At 58.0% G+C, this 26,611-nt stretch carries 29 protein-coding genes; 21 read left to right on the plus strand and 8 right to left on the minus strand.

The features are described 5' to 3' along the window. The first annotated feature begins 72 nt into the window (after positions 1–72). The 8 genes from AC2FFP_RS16185 (at position 73) to AC2FFP_RS16220 (ending at position 6,959) form a co-directional block, all read left to right on the plus strand. A complete protein-coding gene (locus AC2FFP_RS16185; protein ID WP_496725992.1) occupies positions 73–750 on the plus strand; it encodes an SURF1 family protein in 678 nt (225 codons plus the stop codon). Next, on the plus strand, positions 747–2,135 hold the full coding sequence (gene thrC, locus AC2FFP_RS16190) for a threonine synthase (protein WP_496699808.1): 1,389 nt from the start codon (positions 747–749) through the stop codon (positions 2,133–2,135). The genes AC2FFP_RS16185 and thrC overlap by 4 nt, the downstream gene beginning before the upstream one ends. After that, on the plus strand, positions 2,132–3,394 hold the full coding sequence (locus tag AC2FFP_RS16195) for a M16 family metallopeptidase (protein WP_113790541.1): 1,263 nt from the start codon (positions 2,132–2,134) through the stop codon (positions 3,392–3,394). The genes thrC and AC2FFP_RS16195 overlap by 4 nt, the downstream gene beginning before the upstream one ends. Continuing rightward, the gene (locus AC2FFP_RS16200) at positions 3,394–3,978 is read left to right on the plus strand and encodes a GNAT family N-acetyltransferase (protein ID WP_496768133.1); all 585 of its coding nucleotides are present in this window, start codon (positions 3,394–3,396) and stop codon (positions 3,976–3,978) included. The genes AC2FFP_RS16195 and AC2FFP_RS16200 overlap by 1 nt, the downstream gene beginning before the upstream one ends. Positions 3,979–3,982: 4 nt before the next feature. Further along, positions 3,983–4,252: a hypothetical protein gene (locus AC2FFP_RS16205; RefSeq protein WP_496768134.1), complete on the plus strand. Its 270-nt coding sequence runs from the start codon at positions 3,983–3,985 to the stop codon at positions 4,250–4,252. Next, positions 4,239–4,598, plus strand: coding sequence for a hypothetical protein (locus AC2FFP_RS16210; RefSeq protein WP_496768138.1), 360 nt, complete (start codon positions 4,239–4,241; stop codon positions 4,596–4,598). The genes AC2FFP_RS16205 and AC2FFP_RS16210 overlap by 14 nt, the downstream gene beginning before the upstream one ends. A gap of 88 nt (positions 4,599–4,686) precedes the next feature. Next, positions 4,687–5,505: an MBL fold metallo-hydrolase gene (locus AC2FFP_RS16215; RefSeq protein WP_496844718.1), complete on the plus strand. Its 819-nt coding sequence runs from the start codon at positions 4,687–4,689 to the stop codon at positions 5,503–5,505. Between the two features lie 38 nt (positions 5,506–5,543). After that, positions 5,544–6,959: an FAD-binding oxidoreductase gene (locus tag AC2FFP_RS16220; RefSeq protein ID WP_496844719.1), complete on the plus strand. Its 1,416-nt coding sequence runs from the start codon at positions 5,544–5,546 to the stop codon at positions 6,957–6,959. 34 nt (positions 6,960–6,993) lie between these two features. Here AC2FFP_RS16220 and AC2FFP_RS16225 read toward each other — a convergent pair whose 3' ends face one another. After that, on the minus strand, positions 6,994–7,476 hold the full coding sequence (locus AC2FFP_RS16225) for a fasciclin domain-containing protein (protein ID WP_058272260.1): 483 nt from the start codon (positions 7,474–7,476) through the stop codon (positions 6,994–6,996). 170 nt (positions 7,477–7,646) lie between these two features. After that, positions 7,647–8,186: an adenine phosphoribosyltransferase gene (locus AC2FFP_RS16230; protein ID WP_109313474.1), complete on the minus strand. Its 540-nt coding sequence runs from the start codon at positions 8,184–8,186 to the stop codon at positions 7,647–7,649. Positions 8,187–8,462: 276 nt separating this feature from the next. Between AC2FFP_RS16230 and AC2FFP_RS16235 the strand changes: the two genes are divergently transcribed. Continuing rightward, positions 8,463–8,666 (plus strand): hypothetical protein, encoded by a 204-nt coding sequence (locus tag AC2FFP_RS16235; protein WP_496726000.1) that lies wholly within the window; start codon positions 8,463–8,465, stop codon positions 8,664–8,666. Between the two features lie 4 nt (positions 8,667–8,670). Here AC2FFP_RS16235 and AC2FFP_RS16240 read toward each other — a convergent pair whose 3' ends face one another. Both AC2FFP_RS16240 and AC2FFP_RS16245 read right to left on the minus strand, forming a co-directional pair. Continuing rightward, a complete protein-coding gene (locus tag AC2FFP_RS16240; protein WP_108861737.1) occupies positions 8,671–9,300 on the minus strand; it encodes a LysE family translocator in 630 nt (209 codons plus the stop codon). A gap of 52 nt (positions 9,301–9,352) precedes the next feature. Then, positions 9,353–10,369: a DUF418 domain-containing protein gene (locus AC2FFP_RS16245; protein WP_496768150.1), complete on the minus strand. Its 1,017-nt coding sequence runs from the start codon at positions 10,367–10,369 to the stop codon at positions 9,353–9,355. Between the two features lie 212 nt (positions 10,370–10,581). Between AC2FFP_RS16245 and AC2FFP_RS16250 the strand changes: the two genes are divergently transcribed. After that, on the plus strand, positions 10,582–11,448 hold the full coding sequence (locus AC2FFP_RS16250) for an alpha/beta hydrolase (protein ID WP_496768153.1): 867 nt from the start codon (positions 10,582–10,584) through the stop codon (positions 11,446–11,448). Between the two features lie 9 nt (positions 11,449–11,457). Here the strand turns inward: AC2FFP_RS16250 and AC2FFP_RS16255 are convergent, their stop codons facing one another. Then, positions 11,458–12,330, minus strand: coding sequence for an S-methyl-5'-thioadenosine phosphorylase (locus tag AC2FFP_RS16255; protein WP_496768155.1), 873 nt, complete (start codon positions 12,328–12,330; stop codon positions 11,458–11,460). Positions 12,331–12,530: 200 nt separating this feature from the next. Here AC2FFP_RS16255 and AC2FFP_RS16260 point away from each other — a divergent pair, with 200 nt between their 5' ends. Further along, positions 12,531–14,165, plus strand: a complete 1,635-nt coding sequence (locus AC2FFP_RS16260) for a SulP family inorganic anion transporter (protein WP_496768158.1) — start codon at positions 12,531–12,533, stop codon at positions 14,163–14,165. A 29-nt stretch (positions 14,166–14,194) separates the two neighbouring features. Here AC2FFP_RS16260 and AC2FFP_RS16265 read toward each other — a convergent pair whose 3' ends face one another. Together AC2FFP_RS16265 and AC2FFP_RS16270 are read right to left on the minus strand one after the other, a co-directional pair. Then, positions 14,195–14,836, minus strand: coding sequence for a CatB-related O-acetyltransferase (locus tag AC2FFP_RS16265; RefSeq protein ID WP_496768160.1), 642 nt, complete (start codon positions 14,834–14,836; stop codon positions 14,195–14,197). Further along, positions 14,836–15,441 carry a flavin reductase family protein gene (locus AC2FFP_RS16270; protein WP_058272253.1) on the minus strand — a complete coding sequence of 202 codons (606 nt, stop codon included), beginning with the start codon at positions 15,439–15,441 and terminating at the stop codon, positions 14,836–14,838. The genes AC2FFP_RS16265 and AC2FFP_RS16270 overlap by 1 nt, the downstream gene beginning before the upstream one ends. A gap of 71 nt (positions 15,442–15,512) precedes the next feature. Here AC2FFP_RS16270 and AC2FFP_RS16275 point away from each other — a divergent pair, with 71 nt between their 5' ends. The 5 genes from AC2FFP_RS16275 (at position 15,513) to AC2FFP_RS16295 (ending at position 18,549) form a co-directional block, all read left to right on the plus strand. After that, on the plus strand, positions 15,513–16,007 hold the full coding sequence (locus AC2FFP_RS16275) for a GNAT family N-acetyltransferase (RefSeq protein ID WP_109313430.1): 495 nt from the start codon (positions 15,513–15,515) through the stop codon (positions 16,005–16,007). A gap of 52 nt (positions 16,008–16,059) precedes the next feature. Continuing rightward, positions 16,060–16,803, plus strand: coding sequence for an EcsC family protein (locus tag AC2FFP_RS16280; RefSeq protein WP_496768163.1), 744 nt, complete (start codon positions 16,060–16,062; stop codon positions 16,801–16,803). Positions 16,804–16,927: 124 nt separating this feature from the next. Continuing rightward, complete coding sequence (locus AC2FFP_RS16285) at positions 16,928–17,392, plus strand: NUDIX hydrolase (protein WP_496768165.1); 465 nt, start codon at positions 16,928–16,930, stop codon at positions 17,390–17,392. Between the two features lie 71 nt (positions 17,393–17,463). Continuing rightward, on the plus strand, positions 17,464–17,907 hold the full coding sequence (locus tag AC2FFP_RS16290) for a DUF1178 family protein (RefSeq protein ID WP_496768167.1): 444 nt from the start codon (positions 17,464–17,466) through the stop codon (positions 17,905–17,907). 3 nt (positions 17,908–17,910) lie between these two features. Next, a complete protein-coding gene (locus AC2FFP_RS16295) occupies positions 17,911–18,549 on the plus strand; it encodes an SDR family NAD(P)-dependent oxidoreductase (protein ID WP_496768169.1) in 639 nt (212 codons plus the stop codon). Here AC2FFP_RS16295 and AC2FFP_RS16300 read toward each other — a convergent pair. Continuing rightward, a complete protein-coding gene (locus AC2FFP_RS16300) occupies positions 18,543–18,896 on the minus strand; it encodes a hypothetical protein (protein ID WP_496768171.1) in 354 nt (117 codons plus the stop codon). The two genes, AC2FFP_RS16295 and AC2FFP_RS16300, sit on opposite strands and share 7 nt — an antisense overlap. Positions 18,897–19,061: 165 nt before the next feature. Between AC2FFP_RS16300 and AC2FFP_RS16305 the strand changes: the two genes are divergently transcribed. The 5 genes from AC2FFP_RS16305 (at position 19,062) to AC2FFP_RS16325 (ending at position 26,597) form a co-directional block, all read left to right on the plus strand. Continuing rightward, on the plus strand, positions 19,062–20,300 hold the full coding sequence (locus tag AC2FFP_RS16305) for an aspartate kinase (RefSeq protein WP_058272246.1): 1,239 nt from the start codon (positions 19,062–19,064) through the stop codon (positions 20,298–20,300). Between the two features lie 46 nt (positions 20,301–20,346). Beyond that, positions 20,347–22,590 carry a phosphoenolpyruvate--protein phosphotransferase gene (ptsP, locus tag AC2FFP_RS16310; RefSeq protein ID WP_109313424.1) on the plus strand — a complete coding sequence of 748 codons (2,244 nt, stop codon included), beginning with the start codon at positions 20,347–20,349 and terminating at the stop codon, positions 22,588–22,590. A gap of 117 nt (positions 22,591–22,707) precedes the next feature. Beyond that, positions 22,708–24,153 (plus strand): glucose-6-phosphate dehydrogenase, encoded by a 1,446-nt coding sequence (zwf, locus tag AC2FFP_RS16315; protein ID WP_496726016.1) that lies wholly within the window; start codon positions 22,708–22,710, stop codon positions 24,151–24,153. A gap of 2 nt (positions 24,154–24,155) precedes the next feature. Beyond that, positions 24,156–25,961: a phosphogluconate dehydratase gene (gene edd, locus AC2FFP_RS16320; RefSeq protein WP_496844724.1), complete on the plus strand. Its 1,806-nt coding sequence runs from the start codon at positions 24,156–24,158 to the stop codon at positions 25,959–25,961. Between the two features lie 3 nt (positions 25,962–25,964). After that, positions 25,965–26,597: a bifunctional 4-hydroxy-2-oxoglutarate aldolase/2-dehydro-3-deoxy-phosphogluconate aldolase gene (locus tag AC2FFP_RS16325; protein WP_496844725.1), complete on the plus strand. Its 633-nt coding sequence runs from the start codon at positions 25,965–25,967 to the stop codon at positions 26,595–26,597. The last annotated feature ends 14 nt before the right edge of the window (positions 26,598–26,611 follow it).

The raw sequence follows: 26,611 nt of genomic DNA on the forward strand, positions 1-26,611 counted from the left end.
TTGGGCGGTTGCAAATCGCACGGCTCGCCCCTTAACAAGACGCCGGTTCCTGCAATGAGGTTTTGCTCCACCATGCGCCGCACTCTGTTCCTTCTGATCTTCGGCCTCGCCGGTCTGGGCGTGCTGCTGTCGCTGGGTGTGTGGCAGGTTCAGCGTTTGGTTTGGAAAGAAACTCTTCTGGCGGAGATCGGAGCCATGATTGATGGCGACATCACATCGCTCCCTGCAAACCCAACGCGAGGAGAAGACCTGTATCTGACGGTCGCTGTGACTGGTGAAATGCTCCTGGACGAAGTTCACGTTCTAGTCTCGGTCAAGCAAGTCGGGGCTGGGTACCGGATCATACAGCCTTTTGTCACCGAAGGTCGAACGATTATGGTGGATCGTGGCTTTGTTCCGACGACTGCCAAGGAAGCCGAACGTCTGAACGGCCCGATGGAGATAACCGGAAACCTGCATTGGCCGGATGAGATCGACAGTTACACGCCTGAACCTGACCTCAATGCAAACATCTGGTTTGCCCGTGATGTGCCCCATCTGGCAGCGGCTCTGGGTGCGGAACCCGTTCTGCTGATCGCCCGCTCGCAAACCGATCCCGGAATAACGCCTTTGCCCGTCAGCACGACGGGCATCCCGAACGATCACTTGCAATATGCAATAACATGGTTTGGCCTGGCTTTGGTCTGGGCCGCGATGACCGGATATTTTCTGTGGCGCAGCCGCGCCCCTTCTGAGAGTGACGTGACATGAAATACATCTCGACCCGCGGGCAGGCGCCCGAACTGACGTTTGAAGAGGCGATGCTGACCGGGCTGGCCCGTGATGGTGGCCTGTACCTGCCTGCTGAAATCCCGGTGATGACGCAGGATGAGATCGCAGCACTGGCCGGACTGCCCTTTGAGGAAATCGCGTTCCGGGTGATGTGGCCCTATGTCAGCGGATCTTTCGGTGAGAGTGAGTTCAAAGAGATCATCGGCCGCGCCTACGAAGGCTTTGGCCATGATGCCCGCGCGCCATTGAAGCAGTTGAACGAGAACCACTTCCTGTTGGAGCTGTTCCACGGGCCGACATTGGCCTTCAAAGACTTCGCCATGCAGCTGATCGGTCAGCTGTTCCAGGTGGCGCTGAAACGCCGTGGTGACCGTGTAACCATCGTTGGCGCGACCAGTGGCGACACCGGTTCGGCTGCGATTGAAGCGTTCCGGGGGCTCGACGCCGTGGACGTGTTCATCCTGTTCCCGCATGGCCGAGTTTCGGAAGTGCAGCGTCGGCAGATGACGACACCTGCGGACCGCAACGTGCATGCGTTGGCCGTGGACGGCGATTTTGACGATTGTCAGGCCGCGCTAAAGGACATGTTCAACGATTTCGACTTCCGCGACGGCGTGAAGCTGGCTGGCGTGAATTCGATCAACTTTGCCCGTGTTCTGGCGCAAATCGTCTACTACTTCTCCGCTGCTGTCAGCCTCGGCGCGCCACATCGCAAAGTCAGTTTTACGGTGCCGACCGGCAATTTCGGTGACATCTTCGCGGGCTACCTTGCAAAGCGTATGGGCCTGCCAATTGACCGTCTGGTTGTCGCCACCAACCAAAACGACATCCTGCATCGTTGCCTGTCGGGCGAGGGGTACTTCAAGGGCGACACCATCCCCTCGATCAGCCCGTCGATGGATATTCAGGTCAGCTCAAATTTTGAACGCGCGCTGTACTATGCGTATGGCGAAGATGGCGGCGCTGTCGCGCAGTTGATGGATGAATTGAAGACCGGCGGCTTTAACGTCAGCCAGGGCGCAATGGAAGCGCTGCGCGAAAGCTTTGACTCGGGCCGTGTATCTGAGGATGAGACGCTGGCGACAATCAAGTCCACTCTGACCCACAGTGCAGAACTGGTTTGCCCGCATACCGCCGTGGGCATCAAGGTTGCAGAAGAGCATCGCTCGACCGACGTTCCGATGATCACACTGGCCACCGCACATCCCGCAAAATTCCCGGCAGCGGTCGAGAAGGCAAGCGGCGAACATCCGCCTCTTCCATCCCGCATGTCTGATCTGTATGAACGTCCGGAACGGGTGACCCGCATCGCCAACGATCTGGGCACCCTCGAGGATCATATCAGAAGGCATATCGCTGAGTGACTGTCAGACAAGACCAACTGAAGAACGGATTTCGTATCGTCAGTGAACATATGCCGGGGTTGCAATCGGCGGCCATCGGCATTTGGGTGACCGCCGGTGGGCGGCACGAGCGGATTGAACAGAACGGTATCGCGCATTTCTTGGAGCATATGGCTTTTAAGGGAACCAAGCGCCGTTCAGCTTTGCAAATCGCCGAGGCGATTGAGGACGTGGGCGGGTATATCAACGCCTACACGTCGCGCGAGGTGACGGCTTATTACGCGCGTGTTCTCAAAGACGATGTGGCGCTGGCGATGGATGTCATCGGTGACATCGTTCTGAACCCGATCTTCGACCCGCGTGAGATTGAAGTTGAACGCGGTGTGATCCTACAGGAAATAGGTCAGGCCTATGACACGCCCGACGATGTGATCTTTGACTGGTTGCAAGAGCAGAGCTATCACGATCAACCGCTGGGTCGAACCATTCTGGGTCCGACCGAACGTGTCAGCGCGTTTTCCCGAGAGGATCTCTCCGGTTTCGTCGCCGAGCACTACGGGCCTGAGCAGATGATCCTGTCTGCTGCAGGTGCCGTTGATCATGATGCGCTGATGAAAACCGCTGAGGCGTTGTTTGGCCATCTTAAACCCTGCAAGGGGCTGATCCCGGAAACCGCCCGTTTCACTGGCGGCGAAGCGCGGCAGGAGAAAGAGCTGGAGCAGGCGCATTTCGCACTGGCGCTGGAAAGCCCGGGCTATCGCGACGATGCGATCTATACCGCACAGATTTATTCGACTGCGCTGGGCGGAGGCATGTCCTCTCGCCTGTTCCAGGAAGTGCGCGAAACACGCGGGTTGTGCTACACGATCTTTGCGCAGACCGGAGCTTATGCCGATACCGGCACGACGACGATTTACGCCGGAACGTCAGCAGATCAGGTGGCAGAGCTGGCCAGCATAACGATTGATGAGATGAAGCGCGCCGCCGAAGACATGAGCGCCGAAGAGGTTGCCCGCGCCCGCGCGCAGATGAAAGCCGGTATGCTGATGGGGCTGGAAAGCCCGTCGAACCGGGCGGAACGTCTGGCGCGTCTGGTGCAGATCTGGGACCGGGTTCCCTCGCTTGAGGATGCAGTGGCCAAGATCGACGCCGTCAGCACAGAAGATGTGCGTGCCTTCGCCGAACAGATGGCAGTGCAGGCCCCTGCTGCGCTGGCGCTATACGGTCCTGTCTCGGGCGCACCCACGCTGGCGCAATTGCAGGAGAGGCGTGCGGCGTGATGCTGTTGGGCAGACGCAAGCTGAAACTTGAAACCGAGCGCCTGAGCTTGCGCCCGCCCGCGCATTCCGACTTTAACGACTGGGCGGCGCTACGGCGCGCGTCACAGGAATACCTAACCCCGTGGGAGCCGGTCTGGGCCAAGGATCACCTAAGCCGCAAGTCCTTTACCAACAGGGTTTATTGGGCGCAGCGCTCCGTGGCCGGTGGGACGGCGATCCCACTGTTTTTGTTCCGTCGCACGGATGATGTGCTTTTGGGGGCCATCACGCTGGACAATGTCCGTCGCGGCCCGGCGCAGGCAGGAACCTTGGGATATTGGACGGGCCAGTCTTTTGCCCGTCAGGGTTACATGCGCGAGGCCATTGGTGCGATCGTTCATCACGCCTTTACCCGACTGGACCTGAGTAGGATAGAGGCTGCCTGCCTGCCCGAGAACAAACCATCACGTGGGTTGCTGGAAAGTTCGGGGTTCAAATACGAGGGCGTGGCGCAGTCGTACCTACAGATCAACGGGCGTTGGCGGACGCATGTGCTGTATGCCAGCTTGCGCTCGGACCGGCGCGGGAAGACGGACGCGGGGTAGGTCTATGGCGCGGGCAAAACAGCCAGTGATCTGGATCAGCGATGCAATGGTGGGCACTGCGGCGTTGAAAGGATTTCATTCTGATCGTTGGGATAATGATCTGAAGTTCACAGCGGACGCAAACACCCGAAAGGTCCGAGGAGAGCCGCTTACAGCGGATTTCTTCCCTTCGGAGGTATTTGCCGATTACAAAGACAAAAAAGAGAAGAAGCAACCAGACTTCTTTATGGCTGCGGGTGCATGGACCGTGTCCGCCGCGTGTGCGACAGTTTGATCTTGGCGACGGGAATCTCTATCCAGTCAAACTGTTTCAACATGACCGTGCCACGCCGGTTGAAGGAGAATATTATTGTCTGAACTTCGGCAATCAAAAAGCTGCAGTGCTGACAGATCAATCTCCGAACATTGATAGACCCTACGAAAATCAAGAAGTTTATCAGCCACCGTTGGTCATGAAAGACAAAGACATCGCCGTGAGCGCGATAGCATTGGATGGCCCGGATATCTGGATTGACACAAAAATGCGCCGCGCATTTTTTGTGAGTGATCCGTTGGCTCAAGCGTTACGTGTGGCGAAAGTTTCACGGCCCTTCAAGCTGCGGAAGTGCATCGTTCTCTGAACTGCTCCTAGAAAATGCCAATTCCGTGATTTCACTCACGCGATATCTGCAGGCGTGACTTACCCGTGTTCTGCGCTACACTCCGAGCATGCGCTGGATTGTTGCGGTATTGATGGTGATCTCGGGTGGGGCTTCGGCACAGGAACGGCGGCCGAGCCATTGCATTGCCATCGCGGATGCCGCACCGGGGATTGAGTATATTCATAAAGCAGCCTGGCAGGATCCTGTGCCAGAGTTCTCGGTTCGGATCAGCTATATCGCTCATGCGTCGTTTATGATCCAGACGCAGGGCGGGTTGAACGCGGTAACGGACTTCACCGGTTTCATCGGTAGCGCGGATCTAATCCCGGACGTGGTGACGATGAACCATGCCCACGGCACCCATTGGACCGCCCATCCGGATCCTGCCATCCCGAATGTGTTGCCGGGGTGGGGCGAATTCGGGCAGGGGATCGATCACTATCTTGATCTGGGAGAGATGCTGATACGCAATGTCTCGACCGATATTCGATCCTCTTATGGCGGTGTGGAAGAGCGCGGAAACTCTATCTTTGTTTTTGAGGTTGAAGGGTTGTGCATTGGTCATCTGGGTCACCTGCACCACGTGCCGTCAGATGAACAATTTGCCGCATTGGGCCGTTTGGATGTTGTGATGGCTGCTGTGGATGGCGGTACGACGATGCCGTTGCCGGAAATGATCACGGTTTTGAAGCGACTGAAAAGTTCGATCATCATTCCGATGCATTGGTTTTCCAGCTTTTCACTGGACCGGTTTCTGGTCGATATCCGCGAAGATTTTCCGTTTCAACGCAAAGGGGAGTCTGAGATCACAGTGTCCCTGCGCACGTTGCCCGACCGCCCGACAGTTGTGGTGCTTGAGCCGCAATACCTCATTGAACTGGAATAGGGCTTGTGGGCGCACGGCTGCTTGGGCAAGGAAAGGGTATGAAACTGAACCCTGCCGATGATACTTTTGCCCAGTCGATCCGCGCGGCGATGGGTGACGATGTTCTGCACCCCGTTGAGGAACGATATCTGGAGGAGCCGCGCCGCAGGTTTGCGGGCCATGTGGGCGTTCTGACCCTGCCGAGGTCGGTAGAACAGGTTTCGACGCTCGTTCAGCTGGCCTCGGACGCCTCGGTTCCCGTTGTGCCTTATGGCGGCGGGACCGGGCTGGTCGGCGGGCAGGTGATGGCTGACGGCCCGGCCCCGTTGCTTATTTCACTGGAGCGGATGTCCGCCATCCGGGCGGTTTACCCGACCGAGAACATTCTGATCGCCGAGGCCGGTGCCATTCTGGCCGATGTTCAAGCCGCCGCGGAAGAGGCGGACCGGCTGTTCCCCCTTGCGTTGGCTGCACAGGGATCGTGCCGGATCGGCGGCAATCTTGCGACCAATGCGGGCGGGGTCAATGTCCTGCGCTACGGCAATGCGCGAGATTTGTGCTTGGGGCTTGAGGCCGTCTTGCCGAACGGTGAGGTCTGGCATGGTCTGAGCCGTTTGCGTAAGGATAATACCGGGTACGATCTGCGCAACCTCCTGATCGGAGCGGAAGGTACGCTGGGGATCATCACAGCCGCGTCGTTGAAACTGTCCCCACGTCCGGCGGAAACCGGCACTGCAATGTTTCAGGTAACCTCGCCTGAAGCTGCCATTGATTTGCTGGCGCTGGCACGCGATCAGGTGGGCGAGGGGGTCAGCACCTTTGAGCTGATCCATAAGCAAGGCCTGCAGTTCCTGTCCGAGGTTTTGCCCGATATCCGCCAGCCCTTTGACGTCCAGCCTGAATGGATGGTGCTTATTGAATTGGGTCTTTCTGGCGGTGCGTCACCGTCAAATGCGCTGGAGTCGCTGTTCGAAACAGCGGAGGCGAGCGGGCTTGTAGGTGACGCGGTCATAGCCCAAAGCGAAGCGCAAAGATTGGAGCTTTGGGCCGTACGTGAGCAGATTCCCGAAGCCAACCGGTTGATCGGTTCGGTCTCGAGCCATGACATCTCGGTCCCGATCTCGCAAATCCCCGAATTCATCCTGCGAGGGTCCGAAATTGTACGCGGGTTGGGGGAATTCCGGATTAACTGTTTTGGGCATCTTGGTGACGGCAACCTTCACTACAACGTGTTCCCGCCGCAGGGGCATAGCCGTTCAGAGTATGACGCACAGCGGCAAACGGTAAAACGCTTGGTGCATGATTTGGTGCATGAGTTCGGTGGCTCGATTAGCGCTGAACACGGCATAGGGCGTTTGAAAACGGATGATCTAAGCCGCTATGGCGATCCGGTAAAGCTGTCGGCGATGCGCTCGATCAAGGCAGCGCTTGATCCAAAAGGGATCATGAATCCGGGTGCCGTTCTAAAGGCGTAGGCGCGGCCCGTTTAACACAGGCCGCGCGCTGAGTTCACGATGCGGGCAGAATAACTTTGTCAATCACGTGGATGACGCCGTTCGATGTCTCGATGTCTGCCTGAACAACGTTCGCGTCGTTGACCATGACGCCGTTATCAAGGTCAATTTTGACTTCTCCGCCTTGTACGGTTGCGGCTGTCATGTCATCGGACAGATCGCCTGACATCACTTTCCCGGGCACCACATGGTAGGTCAGGATGGCAACCAGTTGATCCTTGTTCTCGGGCTTCAGAAGGGTTTCAACTGTGCCTTCGGGCAGAGCGGCAAAGGCGTCATCAGTGGGGGCAAAGACGGTGAAAGGGCCTTCACCTTTCAGCGTATCTACGAGTTCTGCGGCCTGAACGGCTGCGACGAGAGTTTCAAAGCTGCCTGCACCGACTGCGGTGTCGACAATATCCTTGGAGTGACCATCAGCATAAGCGGCCGTTCCTACGAGAAAGCTTGCGACACCGGCAATTGCGAGTTTGCGAAACATGGTATGATATCCCTTGTTGGAATGCCCTTGGTGGCATCATCCGGGATACGGGGCGGCATCAAAGGGAGATCACTGAATATGTCGATAAGTTCGGGTTGATCCAATGAAAAACCGCGCTAAGCCAGCGCGGTTTCAGGTTTCCACTCACGATTTTGTGAATGTGCGGGCTGTCAAAGGCCTTCGAATTCGCACAAGACTTGGACATCCATTCCCATGTCTTCCAATGCCTTGCGCCCGCCTAACTCTGGCAGGTCGATAATGAACGAGCATGAGACGATCTCGCCCCCCAACCGTTCGATCAGTTTGATGCCTGCGGCAGCGGTGCCTCCTGTTGCCAGCAGATCATCGACGACGAGGATTTTTTCACCCGGCTGGATGGCGTCGTCATGGATTTCGACAATCGCCTCACCGTATTCAAGCTTGTAGTCTTGGCTGATCGTGGTTCCCGGCAGCTTGCCCTTTTTGCGGATCGGTACGAAACCGACGCTAAGCTGGTGCGCGATCGCGCCGCCAAGGATAAAGCCGCGTGCCTCAAGTCCAACAACCTTGTCGATGCGTTCGCCGGCATAGGGGTGTAGCATCTGATCAATCGCCATGCGGAAACCGCGCGGATCCGCGAACAGGGTCGTTACGTCCCGGAACATGATCCCCTCATGTGGGAAATCCACGATGGTCCGTATGTAATCTTTGACCGACTTGTTTCTGGACATGGCCCACCTCTCTGGCGTCAAAACACGCTGGGCTGTTTGGCCCATTGGTGTGAGTCATGCAAGGAAAGATTGCCGCCCCTCACTTGGGACGTTTCGACTGGCCGTTGCCGCGGTTCAGTGTATCGGGCATCCACGTCAGGTAAGGAATGCGCCACTTGCCCTGATCTTTCAAAAATCGCCTGAGCGACATGAAGGTTCATTGCCACAACCTTCTTTTGTTGTTAGGTGCTTGTGAATTACAAATTCTATGCGAAGTATATACAAAGACTATCTTGTATGTCTGGGGTTTTGATGGAAATGGGACGCGTGGGAACGAAAGACGGCAAGGTTTCAACCAAGAAAAACAGTCAGTTGGTCCTGCGGCTGGACAAGGATGAACGGGACGAGTTTGTTCAGCTATGCAAAGAGCTGGACACGTCGGCCGCGCGAGAAATCCGGCGGTTCATTCGCGGGTTCATGAAGGAACACGCTGAGGGCTGAGCCCTCAGGCCGGGCGGCGCAGGACAGCCGTGGCCACTCCCATCCCGATTAATGCCAGCCCTCCGAACCGGGTCATTGCGGTGATGACGCCAGAACGGCCGATCATCTGGCGCAGACGGTCCGCCAACAGGGCGTATGCCAGCGAATTCAGCCATGCCAATCCCACGAAAGTTGCGATCAGTATAGCAAATTGCGGTCCGAGTGGGTCAGCCGGGCGCAGAAACTGAGGAACGAAGGCGATAAAAAACGCGATGGATTTCGGGTTCAGCGCGGTGACGGCGGCAGCATGGCCAAAAACGCTGTGGGCGGTGACATTGCGCCCGGTGTCCACAGTCTCAAGCCCGCCCGATGGCGCGCTGCGCAACAGTTTGATCCCCAGCCAGACTAAATAGGCGGCACCGACCCATTTAAGGGCCGTGAATAGGGTAGCCGAGGCCAGGACCAGCGCGCCAAGCCCCAAAAGAGAGGCCGTCATAGCCACCAGATCCCCAACAGCTACACCTGTCGCCGAGGCGACAGCCACGCTGCGCCCTTTGGATAGGGCATAGCTGAGCACCAGCAAGACCGTCGGGCCTGGGATCAATAGTAGGGCGGTAGATGCAGCGACAAAGGCGAGCCAAAGGTCAAGGGACATCGGAAATCCTGTGAATACGTTTCTGGCAACAAGCCCGGACCAGCGCGTAAGGTCAAGCCCTGCGTGGTTGTGTGGTCAAACGCATCAAAGCCTCTAGCGGGCCGCTTTTGAACTTTCGAGACCACAAAATCGCAAAGCCCGCGGATGCCGCGCAAAACGCAAACGCGCAGCCCACGATTTGAGGGGCGTTCAGTGATCCGTTCAGCAAACCCGCCTCTTCTAATATGCCCATGCCGATCAGGATGTGCGCCATATAGAGCGTCAGGCTTTGCCGACCGGGCGCAGTCAGGGCAGGGCCGATGCGCAGCTTTTCGATCTTCGGCCACAGCTTCAAAAGTAATCCGATCACCACGCAAGCTGACCCGGTACCGGCAAGGATGTAGAATGGCCCAGGAGGAATGGACTCTGTTCCCAAATAGGTCGCCAAATCAGGGTCCGCGATCAGCATCTGCGGGAAAAGCGCAAATACTGCGGCTCCAAACCCCCACATGATCAACCGGTGTTGGATGCAGATTGTGTGAAGATCCGACCGACCAATGGCCATTCCAATCAAAAGGAACGCCGCCCAGGGAAAGATCGGGTGCCATCCGTTGAAGAGCAGGTTGCGCAAGGAACCAGGCAGGGTCCAAAGGTCAGTGTATGTCAGTGTGTCCCAATCCCAGCCAAGGTCATAGTTAAAGATCATGACGGCGAAGATGGACAGTGCCATCACCCCAGCCGAACCCAGCCACAACGCGCCTGCGGGGGCCGTCAGGAAAGCTACACCAACAACGAAGTACGCGGCGTAGAAATGCAGGATATCGGCGTCAAAAACAGTCATGTTGACCAGGCCTAGCACGAACAGAAACGCCGCCCGGCGCAGCAGTACCGAAGCTGACACAGAGGACAATCCTATTCCGATACCGGCCAGAATGACGAATAATGCGGCGGCGCGACCTTCCAGCGAGTCGATCAGAATCGAGGCCCAGGCACTACCAGGGGCGACCTCAGCAGCGATGCGGAAATTCACCAGAACCATTCCGCAAAACGCCAGAAATCGCGCTGCGTCCAATGCCTCAAGTCGCTTCATGCTATCCCTCTGTTTCGCCGGCGTTTTGACGGTGCCGTGCGAACCACAGATCGGTGCAGTACAGGCGATTTTTCAAGATGACGGGCAAAAAAGAGCCGGGGCCGTGCAATGCGGCAACAAGTTTTAAGATTGGATTAAGTGTGCTTCGTGCGGCTTGAAACGGTTCCTCGGGCCACCAACCTTGGACCGGACGCAACGCTTCGGAGAGGCCGATGGTTCAAACAGATCAAACACGCGCGAACGCGACACCTGAACCCAATCCCTCGCGGCTTGCCCACGTAAAGGGCGCGCTGATCCTTTTGGTTCCGGTCCTTGCGGTGATCTACGCGGGCATCGTGGGGTATATGTATGTGAACCAGCAATCGCTGTTGTTCAAACCAGATGGCGAGTTGTCTGCGCCCAATTCGATCGGCCTGGCCGATGTTGAGACCGTTTCCCTCACTATGTCCGATGGTGTCACGCTGACCGCGTGGACTGCCCCACCCGCAATAGAAGGCGCGCCGACGGTTTTGTTTTTTCATGGCCAATCTGGCAATCTGGGCGACCGGGCCGACCGGATGAGAGAGATCCTCAACAGCGGCTTCGGCCTGCTGGCCCCCAGCTACCGTGGCTATCCGGGCAGCGAGGGCGAACCGTCCGAGATGGCGCTGATTTCCGACGGCATCCAGATGTATGACCAGTTGGATCGCCAAGGTGCGGACGTTGTGTTGCACGGCCAAAGTCTTGGAACAGCCGTTGCGACGGCCGTAGCTGAACAGCGCCCAAATGCAAAGCTGCTGGTGCTTGAGGCACCCTTTACGGCTACGGTGGACGTCGCGGCGGAAAGATACCCCTGGCTACCGGTGCATGCCCTGATGCGAGATCAGTTCGCCACCCGTGATCTGATCGAGAACGTCACCGTTCCGACTTTGATCTTCCACGGGGCCGAAGATGAAACGGTTCCCCTGCATCACGGCGAAGCTTTGGCCGCGATGGCCGGGGGGACGGCGCAGATCTATGTCATCCCGGACGGCACCCACAACGACCTCTGGTCGCACGGGTTGTGGGATAAGGTTCAACAGTCCTTGCAAGCCAATTAAAGCTGCCGGTCAGAGAACCCGACCAGCAACAGCATCCAGTTTCGCCAGCAAAATGGGATCACGTTTCTCAGGTGCGGTCAGGATGGCAAATTCCAGTGCCCGGTCGCAGCCATGAGGGCAGGGCGCGCGGTCAGCGCCCAGCAGATCGGGCAGACCTTTGACAAGCGCACGGCCTTTCTCGGCATTGCCGGTCAGCGTGGCGATGATGGAGGTGACGTCCACCTCGCCGTGATCCGGGTGCCAGCTGTCGTAATCGGTAACCATGGCGATCGAGGCATAACAAAGCTCGGCCTCGCGGGCGAGTTTGGCCTCGGGCATGTTGGTCATGCCTATCACGTCGCAGCCCCAGTGTTCCCGGTACATCTTGGATTCCGCCAGTGTCGAGAACTGCGGCCCTTCCATCGCCAGATAGGTGCCGCCGCGATGAATGGTGATGCCTGCTGCTCGACCGGCAGTCTCACACGCGTCCGACAGGCGCGGGCAGGTGGGGTGCGCAACACTGACGTGGGCGACGCAGCCGGTGCCAAAAAAGCTCTTCTCGCGCGCAAACGTCCGGTCGATGAACTGATCGACGATCACGAAATCGCCCGGCGCCATGTGCTCGCGAAACGATCCGCAGGCCGAAACCGAGATCACGTCCGTCACGCCCAGTCGCTTCAGCGCGTCGATATTCGCACGATAAGGCACTTCAGTAGGGGAATGCACGTGGCCGCGCCCGTGACGAGGCAGAAAGGCCATCTCAACGCCATTCAGCGATCCGGTCAGGATCTGATCTGATGGATCACCCCATGGGGTTTCGACGGTAACCCATTCCGCTTTTTCCAAACCGTCGATGTCGTAAATGCCTGATCCGCCGATGATCGCGATTTTGGTCTGGGTCATGGCTGCTCTCCGTGAAAAACTGTTGAAAGAGTTCTGCGTGGCAACCGCGGGTTTGGCAAGTGGCTTCAAGGGTTTGTGTAACTTGCTTGTTAGCTATGCGGTTTACGCATATCAGGGTCCCGCTGGGTGCAGTATCTAATGTCAGGTATGACAGGTAAAAGGCCCCTTTCGCGCGAACAAACAACCCCACAGGACGTCTCATGCCCCGAGCCATGCTGGCAAGCTTTGCCAATCGTATAGCCAAACCCGATCTCCGCTGGATGCCGGATGAGGGGCTGACCGTCTCGCGCCTGCGGATTGAGCTGTTGTCGGGCCTGACCGTTGCGCTGGCGCTGGTCCCCGAGGCGGTGGCGTTTGCCTTTGTCGCCGGTGTGCACCCGTTGGTCGGACTGTATGCCGCGTTCATGGTGGGCTTGATTACAGCGCTGATCGGTGGTCGGCCGGGCATGATCTCCGGCGCAACCGGCGCTCTGGCTGTTGTGATGGTGGCGTTGGTGGCTGAACACGGGGTGGAATACCTGTTCGCCACGGTGGTTCTGATGGGTGTCTTGCAGGTCATTGCAGGCGCGATGCATTGGGGACGCTTTATCCGGCTGGTGCCGCATCCGGTGATGCTGGGGTTTGTAAATGGTCTGGCCATCGTGATTTTTCTGGCCCAGATGGGGCAGTTCAAGGTTCCAGGCACCATGGAAAACACCGGCCACGGTGTGGGCGGTGGCGAATGGCTTTCGGGCCTACAGCTTTATACGATGCTGGGACTGGTCGCGCTGACCATGGCGGTGATCTGGGTCATGCCGCGCATCACACGCATTATCCCTGCGCCTTTGGCTGGGATCGTTGTCGTGGCCGCGCTGGTAATTGGCTTTGGTCTTGATGTGCCGCGCGTTGGTGATCTGGCCTCAATTGAGGGCGGCCTGCCGGCGTTTCACATCCCGATGGTGCCGCTGAACTGGGAAACCTTTGAGATCATCTTGCCCTACGCTGTCATTCTGGCCGCCATCGGCTTGATTGAATCCCTGCTGACCCTGAACCTCGTTGGTGAAATCACCGGCAAGCGCGGAGGGGCCTCGCAAGAATGCATTGCGCAGGGTGTGTCCAATGTAGCGACTGGATTCTTCGGCGGCATGGGCGGTTGTGCGATGATCGGTCAGTCGATGATCAACGTAAAATCCGGCGGCCGTACCCGCATCGCCGGGATTGCTGCGGCCCTGTTCCTGCTGGTGTTCATCTTGTTCGCCTCACCGCTGATTGAGCAGATTCCGCTGGCTGCGTTGGTTGGTGTAATGTTCATGGTGGTGATCGGGACCTTTGCCTGGAACTCGTTCAAGATCATGCGCAAGGTGCCCCTGATGGATGCGTTCGTCATCGTTCTGGTGACTGTTGTGACCGTGATGGAAGACCTTGCGGTTGCCGTAGTTGTAGGTGTGATCGTCTCAGCTCTTGCCTATGCTTGGAACAATGCGAAACGCATCCATGCGGTCACACGGGACTCGGAGACGGAAGAAGGCGCAAAGGTCTATGAGATTCAGGGGCCTTTGTTCTTTGGTTCGTCCGACGGATTCATTGAACTGTTTGATATTCAGAACGACCCTGACACTGTAATCGTGGACTTTGCCGAAAGCCGCGTCGTGGATCAATCCGCGCTGCAAGCCATCGAGAACATCGCTGGAAAATACGAGGCTGCGGGCAAACGCGTCATGCTGCGCCACCTCAGCCGGGATTGCCATAAACTGCTGAACAAGGCCGGCCACCTTATGGTCGATAGCGACGATGACCCGGACTACGAATTGGCCGTCGATTACTCGGTCCGCACGGGTGTGCTGGGCGGGCATTGATTGCAAAAGGCGGCCACTTCGGCCGCCTTTTACTTTGGAGCAATCCGTTCCAATTCTTCAATATTACCAGACAGAAGCGCCTCTTCGGCTTCGGCGATCTTCTCGGCGGGCCAATCCCACCAGTTCAATGCTAAAAGCCGGTCGATGGTGTCCTTTTCGAACCGGAACCGCCGCACTTCGGCAGGGTTCCCGGTAATGATCGCATAGGGCGGTACGTTTCCGCGAACAACAGACCCGGCACCAATAATTGCCCCCGAACCGATCTGCGCACCGGGCAGGATCATCGCGCCATAGCCAATCCAGACATCGTGGCCGATGAGAGTGTCGCGCGTGTCCGGCTGAAACCCGGTCATTCCGTCCGGGTCGAACACTGGAAACGGAAAGCACGTCAATCCATCCATTGAATGATTGGCCGATGACGTGATGAAACGTACGCCATGGGCGATCTGACAGAACTTCCCCAGCCCTAGCTTTTCTTGCGAAAACGGAAACAGGTAGGGGGCAAGTCGTTGCGCCCAATCCTCGGGCGCATCAAAATCCGATGCGTAGCTGTATTCTCCGGCCTGAAACTTGGGATGGTCAATCGCTTCAGACAGGAAAACCGTGCCCTTGTGATCAGAGCCGTCAGGAAGCGTTATCGGGTATCTGCGTAAGTGGTCAGGAATTGGCATCAGTCATCCGGTCGTGAAAGGCTGAACAGCTCGGTGACCACCGAATAGTCCCGGTACCCAAGCCTTGCCAGCGGTTGGAATGTTGTGACGTCGAACATTCCATCTTTCAAGCAATCGTCGCGCAGATGTACGCCGGTTACTTCTCCGAACACCACCCGATTGGCCTCGCCCGGAAGGGACACGATCTGGGTTAGCTTGCATTCCAGCGCTGCCGGAGCCCCATCGATCCGGGCGCATGGGATGGTTTCGCATTCCAAGGGTGTCAGGCCTGCATGGCCAAATTCGTCGACATGTTTCGGCAAGCCTGCTGAGCTGGCATTCATCGCGTCGCGATGTGCGTGGGCGACGACGTTTACACAAAACACCCCCGTTGCCTTGATATTGGCAAGACTGTCTTTCGTGCCGTCTTGATCGTGTTTGGTTCCGGTTGAAGCAAACATCACCTGCGGCGGGGTGTAAGCAACGCCGTTGAAAAACGAATACGGAGCCAGATTGTTGATCCCATCTGTGTCACGCGTCGAGATCCAGCCAATCGGCCGCGGCGTGATAATGGCGTTGAACGGATTGTGTGGCAGGCCGTGGCCGTCTTCGGGGCGATAGAACATAAGATCTCCAAGCGTTTGCCCAAGGCGTACCGAAGTGCTAGGGCGATTGCCAGCTAGGAAAAGAGGGCAGGGTGCAGCAGTTCGTGATCAGGCCGGAGGAGCCGGATGATTGGTGGGAGGTCGAGGCACTTTACGACCTGTGCTTTGCGCCGGGGCGTGAAGCGCTGTCCTCGTATCGTCTGCGCGATGATGTTCCACCCGTGTCGGGCCTTTCGCTTGTTGCGCGCGACGGGCAGGGCATTCTGGCCGGGGCGATCCGTTTCTGGCCCGTGCATGTGGGCGATCACGACGCTTTGTTGCTGGGTCCCGTGGCGGTGCACCCGACCCACCAGGGCGAAGGTCTGGGGGGATTCCTGATCCATCAGGGGCTTGAGGCTGGTCGCGAAATTGGCTGGCAAAGGGCAATGCTGGTGGGCGATGCGCCTTATTATGCGCGTTTCGGGTTCACCCGGCTTTCCGGTGTGGAAATGCCGCCCCCAACAAACCCTGACCGGGTCTTAGGCGTGGAATTGAGCCCCGGTGAATGGTTGAATGTGCGTGGCGAGGTGACCCGCTGGACGCGCTGAGCTATTGAAACCCTGCCGTTCAGCCCCGATGTTTAACGTCAGGAGGGCTTATATGCAGGACGTGCTTCTAGTCGAAAAGCTGGATACCGATGCCGAATTGGATCGGTTGGCCAAGTATTACAGAACCGCCGGAGGTCCCGGCGTTAAACTGTTGAACAGTTTGGGGGGGTCGGCGGAATCGCTACTGGAACAACTTCCTGTATCTGTGCGGGAGGGGCTGACAGGGGCCTCCGAACAGGCGCTTTGGCTAGCGATGCACGCAGCCGAGGGTTCGCGTCGTGCCGTTCCGGATCAAAAGCCATGGGTGAACACGGCTGTCGCAACGGCGATGGGGGCGGCCGGTGGCATGGGTGGCGTGTCGACTGCCCTGATGGAATTGCCTGCAACAACGGCCATGCTATTGCGTGCCATTCAGGGTGCGGCGTTCCGCGAAGGGTTCGATCCGTCCGAGGAAGGCGTCAAATTTGATTGCGTTCGGGTCCTGTCCGCAGCCGGACCACTGTCTTTTGACGATGGCGCCGATCTGGGTTTCTTTTCGGTCCGCCTGACGTTGACTGGCCCAGCGATGCAAAAGCTAATTTCAGCGGTAGCGCCGCGACTGTCCATTGTATTGGGCCAGAAGCTGGCAGCGCAATCGATACCGGTTCTGGGTGCGATCGCAGGTGGTGGTACGAACTATGTCTACACCCGATATTATCAACAGGTGGCGCGCGTTCACTTCGGGTTGCGGCGACTGGCAATCGATGCCGATATCCCGCATGAAGATCTGGTTCGGAAGCTGGCTGCCCGCGTTTGAAACCGACCTAAATGCTTGGAAGAAACCGCACCATATGGTATTCTGACCCCAGCCGGCCGCTAAATGTATAAAAACCTCAAAGGTCGGCGATTGAGGGTGAAAGCAGTTTGAAAGGTGGTGCGGCGTGATCGGTGCGAGGCAACCGACGTGTCTGCGGGGAAGCGAACAGCACCTGCGGCTTAAGCATCAATCGGCAGCGCTCTGCTATCGCATCAAACACGGAAAGCTCAGGGTTTTGCTGATCACAACGCGCAAATCCAAGCGCTGGATCATACCGAAGGGCTGGCTAATCGAGGATATGACACCGTCGCAAACCGCCGGACGAGAAGCTTGGGAAGAGGCTGGGGTTAAAGGCAACTGCGCAAACAATCCCATGGGCCGTTTCTCATATTTGAAACCCCACTCCAGTACGAACCCCGTATTGTGTCTGGTGGATGTCTTTCCCCTCTGTGTTACGTCGATAGCGCCTGAATTTCCTGAACGGGCCCAACGAAAGCGAAAGTGGGTTTCGCCTAAAAAAGCGGCCTCTCTGGTGAAATCGCGGGAACTGTCCCTTTTGTTACGCCGTCTTGGCCCGATTCTACACTGACTCGCCTTGCGAAGGGCTTGATCTTGCCATGTCTGTCGGTATCTATTTGCCTACCGGAAAATGGACGGACCATGATTCAATATTCGCTGAAATGCAGCCGCGACCATACATTTGACAGTTGGTTTCAATCGGCCGCCGCTTACGACAAACTCGCCTCCGCAGGTATGGTGACCTGCGTTGTGTGTGGTGACGCGCAAGTAGATAAGGCTATCATGACCCCTCGCGTTCGTCCGGCCCGCAATGCTCAGACAACTGAACCACAAGGCAAACAGGTGGATGTCGCGACCCCGTCGCCAGACATCGAGAAGGTGCTGGCCGATCTGCGCCGCAAGGTCGAGGAAAACTCGGACTATGTCGGTAAGGACTTTGCCAAAGAGGCGCGTAAGATCCATTTGGGCGATGCGCCCGAACGCGCGATTTATGGCGAAGCCAAGCCCGATGAGGCGAAAGCGCTGATTGAAGATGGCGTGCCGGTTTCGCCGCTTCCTTTCCTACCCACCCGTAAAACGAACTGACCCATGCATATCGTTATCACCGGCGCTAATCGCGGAATTGGCCAAGCTCTGGCAGATCGTTACCGCGCGCAGGGGCATGACGTTACCGGAACCGCCCGGGATTCCAGTGCGCAGCTTGTACTGGATGTGACTGATCCGAAACAGCAGGCCGCGATGGCACAAGGGCTTGCGGGTCGTCCGGTTGATCTGTTGATCTGCAACGCCGGGGTCTATCTGGACAAAGGCCACGGCATAGACGGCTATCCTGCCGACATGTGGGCGCAGAGTTTTGCGACCAACGTGACGGGCGTGTTTCTGACCGTGCAGGCGCTTTTGCCCAATCTTCAGGTCGCGAAAGGCAAGGTTGCGATCCTGTCGTCCCAGATGGCGTCGCATACGCGCGCGCCCGGTGGCAGCTATATCTATCGTGCGTCCAAAGCGGCGGCCCTGAATCTGGGGCGCAATCTGGCGACGGATTTGCGCGCGGATGGTGTCGCCGTTGGCATCTACCATCCGGGTTGGGTGCAGACGGATATGGGGGGCACTCAGGCTGCGATCACTGTTGATCAGGCTGCCGACGGGCTGCTTGACCGCTTTGGGGCATTGTCACTTGCCACAACCGGGTGTTTTGAAACCTGGGACGGTCAGCCGCACGCTTATTGACGTTTCAAAGCCGCCGTTGGGATTTCGTAAACTTCATCCGGATCGATGAAGACCACCGTTAAATCACCCCGTGTTTCGTGACTGATCCGGGCAGGTGAGCTGCTAGAGGTCGGTACACCATCCGTGAAATAGATGCTGCGTACTTCGGCTCCGCCCAGCCCCACTGCCAAGGTCGTAGTACCGTCGTCATGGTGGCGCAGCTCGGCGTGGCAGCTGCTTAGCGCTGCACCGGCTTTGGCACAGGGCACCGTGCCCAAAGCATTCTTGCCGTCGGTTGCTGCCAGCGTAGAGACCTGCGCAAAGGCGGATGAAGACAAAAGGGCGAGGGCTGCGGCAACGCGGAACATGGAAAACCTCTGGGAATAATTGCGGGGTGCAGGCTGACAGCCTCTGTGGCCGTTGTAAAGCGGTCAGATGCGGCCATCCGACCGGTTTTGAACTCTTGCCCTTGCGGCCCCCCTCGCATAAGACGCACGAGACCAGAAATCCAAGGCGCGGAGACACTTGCCCCCATGCCCTTACTCGTGATGAAATTTGGCGGCACTTCGGTTGCCAACCTTGACCGTATCCGCCGCGCAGCCAAGCGCATCGGCGTCGAAGTGGCGAAGGGCTATGACGTGATCGTCATCGTCTCGGCCATGTCCGGCAAGACAAACGAGCTTGTGGGCTGGGTCGATGAAACATCACCGTTGTACGATGCGCGGGAATATGATGCCGTCGTGTCCTCGGGTGAGAATATCACCGCTGGCCTGATGGCGTTGACGTTGCAGGAAATGGATGTCCCGGCCCGCAGCTGGCAGGGCTGGCAGGTTCCGCTGATGACCACCAGCGCCCACAGCCAGGCCCGGATCGAAGAAATTCCGACCGATAACCTGAACCAGAAGTTTGGCGAGGGCATGAAGGTTGCCGTGGTCGCCGGGTTCCAGGGCATCAGCCCGGAAGGCCGTATCACGACCCTGGGCCGAGGTGGGTCGGACACCACCGCCGTGGCATTTGCCGCCGCCTTCGGTGCCGAGCGGTGCGACATCTACACGGATGTTGACGGTGTTTATACCACCGACCCGCGCATCTGCGAAAAAGCACGCAAGCTGGACCGAATTTCGTTCGAGGAAATGCTGGAATTGGCCTCGTTGGGGGCAAAGGTTCTGCAAACCCGCTCTGTCGAACTGGCGATGCGTTACAAGGTAAAACTGCGCGTTCTTTCAAGCTTTGAGGAACAATCCGACGAGGCCGGTACCCTGGTCTGCGATGAGGAGGATATCATGGAATCCAATGTTGTGGCCGGTGTGGCCTATTCCCGCGACGAAGCCAAGATGACCGTTGTCTCGGTGGCTGACCGCCCGGGCATCGCGTCGATTATCTTTACCGCGCTCAGCGATGCGGGCGTGAATGTCGATATGATCGTGCAGAACATTTCGGACGAGGGGCGCACGGACATGACCTTTTCCTGCCCCACCGATCAGGTGGCGCGCGCCGAACAGGCATTGCTGGCAATCAAGGATGCGGGTGAGCTGAACTATGCCGAACTGGTCGCGGACCAGGATGTCTGCAAGGTCTCGGTCGTGGGTATCGGTATGCGCTCGCAGTCGGGCGTGGCGGCCAAGATGTTCAAGATACTCTCGGATGAGGGGATCAACATCAAGGTCATTACAACCTCTGAGATTAAAATTTCCGTCCTTGTCGACAGGAAATACATGGAACTTGCTGTTCAGGCACTGCATGATGCCTTTGAATTGGACAAGGCGGCCTAAGCATTTCAGCCAAAGGTCTCGCCTGATTCCGTAATTTGGGTGGGATATGGCGGAAGGCACCGAAACAGAATCCCGCAAGCTGCTGGGGCGGCTGCGCGAAGAGATGGCGAGCGAAGCCGCCGGTCAGGAACGTCTTGACCGGATCACGCATCTGATCGCGGATAGTATCCGGGCCGAGGTGTGCTCGATCTATCTGTTCCGGGATGCCGATACACTTGAGCTTTGCGCGACCGAAGGGTTGTCGCCAGAGGCGGTTCACAAAACGCGTATGCGGTTGGGTGAAGGCCTCGTGGGTCATGTCGCGCAATCCGGCAAGGTCGTGAACACCGCCGACGCGCCTTCGACCAAAGGGTTTCGGTATATGCCGGAAACTGGTGAGGAAAGATTCTCGTCTTTTATTGGGGTGCCGATCCAGCGTTTGGGTGAAAAGCTGGGCGTATTGGTCGTTCAATCTCGTGACGCGCGTTTGTATTCCGCTGACGAGGTCTACGCGCTGGAAGTGGTCGCCATGGTCTTGGCCGAAATGACCGAGCTTGGCGCCTTTGTAGGCGAGGGCGCTGCCCTTTCACCTCGGCACCAGCAATCAGTGCAATTTGAAGGAGGCCCGGCACAGGAAGGAGCTGCCGAAGGGCATGTCTGGTTGCATGAACCCCGTGTTGTCGTCACCAACCCGATTGCCGACGATCCCCACCGCGAACGCGAACGTCTGAACGAGGCCGTGGATGAACTGCGCGTGGGCGTCGACAAGATGCTTGAGATTTCGCAGGGCGGTGACAAGGAGCAATTGCAGGTACTGGAAGCATACCGGATGTTTGCCAATTCCAAGGGCTGGATGCGCCGCATGGAAGAGGACATTGCCCTGGGCCTTAGCGCCGAAGCGGCGGTTGAGAAAGAACAATCGCAAGCCCGCGCCCGGATGGGGCAGGTCACCGACCCCTATCTGCGTGAACGGCTGGCAGATCTGGATGATCTCAGCAACCGGCTGCTGCGCATCTTGACCGGGCAGGGGGGTACCAACGGGGCCGACCTGCCACCCGATCCGATCCTGGTTGCCCGAAACATCGGACCTGGGGATCTGTTGGAATATGGCCGCTCGTTGAAAGGGATCGTTCTTGAAGAAGGCTCAGTCGGTAGCCACGCAACGATTGTGGCCCGTGCCCTGGCAATTCCACTGGTGGTTCACGTTGGGCACATCACAACCGAGGCATTGAACGGAGATCATATTCTGGTCGATGGCGATCAGGGCATGGTCCAACTGCGCCCGGAAGATACGGTTGTCTCCGCGTTTCGCGATAAAATCGCCATGCAGGCCAAAGCGCAGGAACGCTATGCCTCGATCCGCGATACTCCGACAGTGACGCGCGATGGTGAGCGGATCAATCTGGTTATGAACGCGGGCCTGATGGCCGATCTGCCGTCGCTGGGAAATTCCGGGGCCGAGGGTGTGGGCCTGTTCCGCACCGAGCTTCAGTTCCTGATCCGCAATCAGATGCCCAAGCGGTCCGAGCTTGTGACACAGTATCAACGCGTAATGGATGCTGCTGGCGACATGCGCGTTGTGTTCCGCACACTGGATATCGGGTCGGATAAAGTGCTTCCCTATATGAAGCACGTCGAAGAGCCGAACCCGGCTTTGGGCTGGCGCGCTATTCGCGTTGGTCTGGACAAACGCGGCGTGATGCGGATGCAGCTGCAGGCCCTGATGCGCGCAGCCAATGGGCGGCCTTTAACAATCATGTTCCCGTTTGTGGCGCAGGCCGAAGAATACCGCGAAGCACGTTGGGAAGTGAACAAGACCATCGAACGCGAAAAGCGTCTTGGTCATGTGCTGCCAGAATCGATCGAAGTTGGCGCAATGCTGGAAACGCCATCTCTCGCCTTTGCCCCGCAGAAGTTCTTTGACGAGGTGGATTTCGTCTCGATCGGGGGCAACGACCTGAAACAGTTCTTTTTTGCCGCTGACCGCGAAAACGAGCTGGTGCGCCGACGTTATGACACGCTGAACGTCAGCTTCCTGACCTTCATCGAACGGATTGTCGAGCGCTGCAATATCTCGAACACGCCGTTGTCTTTCTGTGGCGAGGATGCCGGGCGACCGGTTGAGGCACTGTGTCTGGCAGCCATGGGTATTCGGACCTTGTCAATGCGCCCGGCGTCGATTGGCCCGGTCAAAAGCGTGTTGTTGCGTGCCGACCTGCAGTCACTGCGTAAGATCATTGCCGACGCCCGTCATCGCGGAGACCAATCGGTTCGATCCTCGGTAATGGAGTGGTTGCGGAATCAGGGTTGATTTTCCAGTTGTGCTTCCCTATTCAGTGCCTGAATGTTAGCGGTAACAATGCTTGCATCACAAGGACCAGTGATAACTGCGCCTAAGTGATGCCAGCAGATTTGAAGGAGCCCATAGATGGTTTCACGCGTAATCCCGGTAGACCCGTTCGATCTGGTGCTATTCGGCGCGACCGGTGATCTGGCGCAGCGCAAGATCTTACCCGGGCTCTATCATCGGTTCGAAGTCGGTCAGATGCCCGAAGACGCAAAGATTATCGGCACAGCGCGGTCCGACATGGACAGCGACGGGTTCCGGGACCAAATACGCGCCTCGATGAAAGAATTTGCGCCTGCATTCAAAAAGGACGTTCTGGATCAGTTTCTAAGCCATGTTGAATATGTTCCCGTTGACGCAATGGGAGATTCTGGCTGGAAAGATCTTGCCAACACCTTGCGTCCTGACGTGGTACGCGCCTTCTACCTGTCAGTTGGTCCCAGCCTTTTCTCGGGCATCGCAAAACGGCTGAGCGATCATGGTTTGGCGACCCCTGACAGCCGTATCGTGGTCGAAAAACCCTTTGGCCACGACCTCGCGTCAGCCCGGGCGCTGAACTCCGGGCTGCGAGCCTGCTTTGAAGAGCACCAGATATATCGGATCGACCACTATTTGGGAAAGGAAACGGTGCAGAACCTGATGGCGCTGCGCTTTGCAAATTCCCTGTTCGAACCTCTCTGGAACGCGACACATGTCGATCACGTTCAAATTACCGTGGCCGAGACTGTTGGCGTCGAAGGGCGCGGGGCCTATTACGATCAGTCCGGTGCGATGCGGGATATGGTGCAGAACCACCTTGTTCAGCTTCTGTGTCTGACTGCGATGGAACCTCCGTCCAAATTTTCGCCCAACGCCGTGCGGGACGAGAAGGTCAAGGTGATCGAGGCGCTGGAGCCTGTTGCGCCGTCTGACATCGCACGCGGTCAATATCGTTCGAGCAAGGGCGGCGACGGTTACTTGGATCATGTTGGTAACCCCGCAAGCCGCACCGAAAGCTACATCGCTCTTAAGGCCCATATCGGCAACTGGCGCTGGGCGGGCGTACCATTCTATCTGCGAACCGGAAAACGCCTGCGTGCCCGCGAATCCGAAATCGCGGTGTTTTTCCGGGATCCGCCGCATACGATCTTTCCCAATGTCGGCCCGCTGCACGGCAATGTGCTGGTGATCCGCCTGCAACCGGACGAGGGCATCACACTGCGCACCACGATCAAAGAACCGGGGCAAGGCGGCTTCCGCTTGTCCGACGTGGCGCTGGACATGAGCTTTGCCGATGCACTGGGTGATGAGGCCCAGTCGCCGGACGCTTATGAACGACTGATCATGGATGTCATTCGTGGCGACCAAACACTGTTCATGCGCGGGGACGAGGCAGAGGCCGCCTGGGCCTGGGTTGATCCCATTATTCACAGTTGGGAAGAGCGTGGAGATCGCCCTGCGAAATATGATCAGGGCAGTTCCGGCCCAGAAGAAGCGCTGATGCTGATGCATCGCGATGGGCGCCGCTGGCGTCAGATCGGAGGGTAATCATGGTACATTCAGTCATCACCGACGTCACTCAACGCATCATCGACCGCAGCGCCGAACTGCGCGGCCCGCATATTGAACGTATGGAACATGCCCGGTCTAAGGGACCGGCGCGCGCGCATTTGTCTTGCAGCGGCCAAGCCCACGCCTATGCCGGTGCGGGTAAGGATCAGCAAGCTATGGCCACTGATACGGCCGGTAATCTGGGCATCGTCACCGCCTATAACGACATGCTTTCCGCCCACCAGCCGTTCGAGCGTTATCCCGGCCTGATCCGCGATGCGATCCGAGCCGCAGGTGGCACCGCACAAGTTGCGGGTGGCGTGCCAGCCATGTGTGACGGGGTCACCCAAGGCGAGGCGGGGATGGAGTTGTCTCTGTTTTCCCGCGACGTGATTGCCCTGGCGACCGGAGTGGCGCTGAGCCACAACACCTACGACGCGGCCGTTTTCCTGGGCGTCTGTGATAAAATCGTGCCCGGTCTGGTCATTGGTGCACAGGCGTTCGGACATCTGCCCGCTGTTTTCCTGCCAGCAGGACCGATGACCAGCGGTCTGCCCAACGATGAAAAAGCCAAGATTCGCCAGAAATTTGCCGCAGGAGAGATCGGCCGCGACGAACTCATGGCCGCTGAAATGGCCGCGTATCACGGACCGGGCACTTGTACTTTTTATGGCACCGCGAACACCAATCAGATGCTGATGGAATTCATGGGCCTGCACCTGCCGGGCTCCAGCTTTGTGAATCCCAACACGCCTCTGCGGGACGCACTGACCGAAGAAGGCGCGCGCCGCGCCCTGTCGCTGAGTGCGCTGGGCAACCACTATACACCAGTCTATCAGGTTTTGGATGAGCGGGCGTTTGTGAACGGCATCGTGGGTCTGATGGCCACGGGTGGGTCGACCAACCTGCTGATCCATCTGATCGCAATGGCGCGCGCAGGTGGTATCGTGTTGGATTGGCAGGATTTTTCTGACATTTCCGCCGTGGTGCCTTTGGTTGCGCGGGTTTATCCGAACGGTCTGGCAGATGTGAACCACTTCCACGCAGCGGGTGGTCTTGGGTACTGCATTGGAACGCTACTGGAAGACGGGCTGCTGCACCCCGACACTCTAACCGTCGCGGGGCAGGGGCTGCAGAATTATACCAAAGAACCGAAGCTGAAGAACGGTGAGCTGGTTTGGGAAGACGGAGCTGGCCACAGCCTGAACGAAAAAATCGTCCGCCCGGCGAAAGACCCGTTCCAACCCACTGGTGGGTTGTCGCGCCTGACTGGCAATTTGGGCACCGGCGTGATGAAGGTTTCGGCCGTCGCCCCGGAACATCAGGTTGTCGAAGCACCTGTACGCATGTTCCATGATCAGGATGAGGCGAAAGCCGCGTTCAAGGCTGGAGAGTTCACAGGCGACGTCATCGTTGTTGTCCGGTTCCAGGGACCCAAAGCAAATGGCATGCCCGAGCTACACTCGCTGACGCCGATCCTGTCGATCTTGCAGGGCCGTGGGCAAAAGGTGGCGCTTGTAACCGATGGTCGTATGTCCGGCGCGTCCGGAAAAGTCCCTGCGGCGATCCATGTCTGCCCCGAGGCGCTCGATGGTGGGCCGATCGCTTACCTGCAGGATGGCGACATCTTGCGCGTCGATGCGGTGAAGGGTGAGTTGGAGATTGTCACCCCCGGGGTTCTGGACCGTGCGCCTGCCACTGCTGATCTGTCGGCCAACCAACACGGCGTGGGGCGTGACCTGTTCGCTACCTTCCGCCAAAATGTCGGATCAGCAGACACCGGCGCCAGTATTTTCGGAGTTTGACCCATGTCCAAAACCCAACGCACGCGTGAAATCTGCGCACTTGCGCCCATTGTTCCTGTCCTTGTCGTCGATGATGCGGCTCAGGCGCGACCATTGGCAGAGGCGCTTGTCGCAGGTGGCCTCCCCGCGCTTGAGGTTACTCTGCGTACACCCGCCGCGCTGGACGCGATCCGCGCGATGGCGGATGTGCCGGGCGGCGTCGTCGGCGCAGGAACTTTGGTGACGCCCGAAGATGTGCGCGCCGCGAAAGAGGCAGGCGCGCAATTCGGGGTCTCGCCCGGTGCCACCGACATTCTGATCGCGGCTTGCGAGGCCGAAGGCCTGCCCTTGTTGCCCGGCGCCGCCACAGCCAGTGAGGCGATGTGTCTGTTGGAAAAGGGCTATGACATGCTCAAGTTCTTCCCGGCCGAAGCATCGGGTGGTGCACCGGCGTTGAAGGCGATCGGCGCACCGTTGCCGCAAATCAAGTTTTGCCCGACCGGTGGTGTGTCCCCCGAAAATGCAAAGGATTACCTGTCCTTGTCCAATGTGGTCTGCGCGGGCGGAAGCTGGGTTGCGCCGAAAAAGATGGTCATTGATGGGGATTGGGCCGGTATCGAAAACCTTGCGCGCGCGGCCTCCGAGCTGATGGATTGACGCCGCTTAAAGCT

This window comes from Ruegeria sp. YTSC004, from assembly GCF_059609805.1.

Coding starts and splice junctions, on each gene's coding strand:
- AC2FFP_RS16235 (WP_496726000.1), top strand. CDS start 8,463: ATGTCTGGGGTTTTGATGGAAATGGGACGCGTGGGAACGAAAGACGGC.
- AC2FFP_RS16245 (WP_496768150.1), bottom strand. CDS start 10,369: ATGAAGCGACTTGAGGCATTGGACGCAGCGCGATTTCTGGCGTTTTGC.
- zwf (WP_496726016.1), top strand. CDS start 22,708: ATGGTTTCACGCGTAATCCCGGTAGACCCGTTCGATCTGGTGCTATTC.
- ptsP (WP_109313424.1), top strand. CDS start 20,347: ATGGCGGAAGGCACCGAAACAGAATCCCGCAAGCTGCTGGGGCGGCTG.
- AC2FFP_RS16255 (WP_496768155.1), bottom strand. CDS start 12,330: ATGACCCAGACCAAAATCGCGATCATCGGCGGATCAGGCATTTACGAC.
- AC2FFP_RS16270 (WP_058272253.1), bottom strand. CDS start 15,441: ATGTTCTATCGCCCCGAAGACGGCCACGGCCTGCCACACAATCCGTTC.
- AC2FFP_RS16250 (WP_496768153.1), top strand. CDS start 10,582: ATGGTTCAAACAGATCAAACACGCGCGAACGCGACACCTGAACCCAAT.
- AC2FFP_RS16290 (WP_496768167.1), top strand. CDS start 17,464: ATGATTCAATATTCGCTGAAATGCAGCCGCGACCATACATTTGACAGT.
- AC2FFP_RS16265 (WP_496768160.1), bottom strand. CDS start 14,836: ATGCCAATTCCTGACCACTTACGCAGATACCCGATAACGCTTCCTGAC.
- AC2FFP_RS16225 (WP_058272260.1), bottom strand. CDS start 7,476: ATGTTTCGCAAACTCGCAATTGCCGGTGTCGCAAGCTTTCTCGTAGGA.
- AC2FFP_RS16200 (WP_496768133.1), top strand. CDS start 3,394: ATGCTGTTGGGCAGACGCAAGCTGAAACTTGAAACCGAGCGCCTGAGC.
- AC2FFP_RS16260 (WP_496768158.1), top strand. CDS start 12,531: ATGCCCCGAGCCATGCTGGCAAGCTTTGCCAATCGTATAGCCAAACCC.
- AC2FFP_RS16205 (WP_496768134.1), top strand. CDS start 3,983: ATGGCGCGGGCAAAACAGCCAGTGATCTGGATCAGCGATGCAATGGTG.
- AC2FFP_RS16240 (WP_108861737.1), bottom strand. CDS start 9,300: ATGTCCCTTGACCTTTGGCTCGCCTTTGTCGCTGCATCTACCGCCCTA.
- AC2FFP_RS16305 (WP_058272246.1), top strand. CDS start 19,062: ATGCCCTTACTCGTGATGAAATTTGGCGGCACTTCGGTTGCCAACCTT.
- AC2FFP_RS16220 (WP_496844719.1), top strand. CDS start 5,544: ATGAAACTGAACCCTGCCGATGATACTTTTGCCCAGTCGATCCGCGCG.
- AC2FFP_RS16185 (WP_496725992.1), top strand. CDS start 73: ATGCGCCGCACTCTGTTCCTTCTGATCTTCGGCCTCGCCGGTCTGGGC.
- AC2FFP_RS16230 (WP_109313474.1), bottom strand. CDS start 8,186: ATGTCCAGAAACAAGTCGGTCAAAGATTACATACGGACCATCGTGGAT.
- AC2FFP_RS16295 (WP_496768169.1), top strand. CDS start 17,911: ATGCATATCGTTATCACCGGCGCTAATCGCGGAATTGGCCAAGCTCTG.
- thrC (WP_496699808.1), top strand. CDS start 747: ATGAAATACATCTCGACCCGCGGGCAGGCGCCCGAACTGACGTTTGAA.
- AC2FFP_RS16325 (WP_496844725.1), top strand. CDS start 25,965: ATGTCCAAAACCCAACGCACGCGTGAAATCTGCGCACTTGCGCCCATT.
- AC2FFP_RS16215 (WP_496844718.1), top strand. CDS start 4,687: ATGCGCTGGATTGTTGCGGTATTGATGGTGATCTCGGGTGGGGCTTCG.
- edd (WP_496844724.1), top strand. CDS start 24,156: ATGGTACATTCAGTCATCACCGACGTCACTCAACGCATCATCGACCGC.
- AC2FFP_RS16280 (WP_496768163.1), top strand. CDS start 16,060: ATGCAGGACGTGCTTCTAGTCGAAAAGCTGGATACCGATGCCGAATTG.
- AC2FFP_RS16300 (WP_496768171.1), bottom strand. CDS start 18,896: ATGTTCCGCGTTGCCGCAGCCCTCGCCCTTTTGTCTTCATCCGCCTTT.